At 69.2% G+C, this 390-nt stretch carries 1 pseudogene; it reads left to right on the top strand.

Going from position 1 to position 390, the window contains the following annotated elements:
* Positions 1 to 227: pseudogene (locus LPA54_RS41575) on the top strand (DUF6421 family protein); the annotation flags it as partial.
* Positions 228 to 390: the final 163 nt, after the last annotated feature.

Raw genomic sequence — 390 nt, 5'->3', positions numbered from 1 at the left:
GCTACGAGCTGGTCTCCCGGTAACTCTCCCCGCACCCCGGCTCCAAGTGGGCCAAGGGCCCCGAGGCCCTGGACCTGTCGCTGCCGCCGCGGAAACTCGTCGATGACGTGCTTCCGGACGAGTTTCCGCTGAGCATGTTCTATGAGGCCCTGTCCAAGAAGCTGAAGAACGTGATCGCCTCGACCAAGGGCATCACGGCGGACGGCGCCGAGCGGGTCGCCGCGTGAGCGATCTCGTCCACAACACTGCTCAGGAGGCGAGAACCATGGGGAACGGGGCGCTCGAAGGCGCGGTGATCGCGGTGGCCGGCGCGGGCGGGCCCGCGGGACGCGCGGCTCTGCTCAGGCTCGCCGAAGCTGGGGCCGTCGTCGTCGGCTCGGACAACGATCC

The sequence above is a fragment of the Streptomyces sp. DH12 genome, from assembly GCF_020873895.1.
In the GTDB taxonomy this organism is placed as follows: Bacteria; Actinomycetota; Actinomycetes; order Streptomycetales; family Streptomycetaceae; genus Streptomyces.
This window is presented reverse-complemented; position numbering and strand designations above follow the sequence as displayed.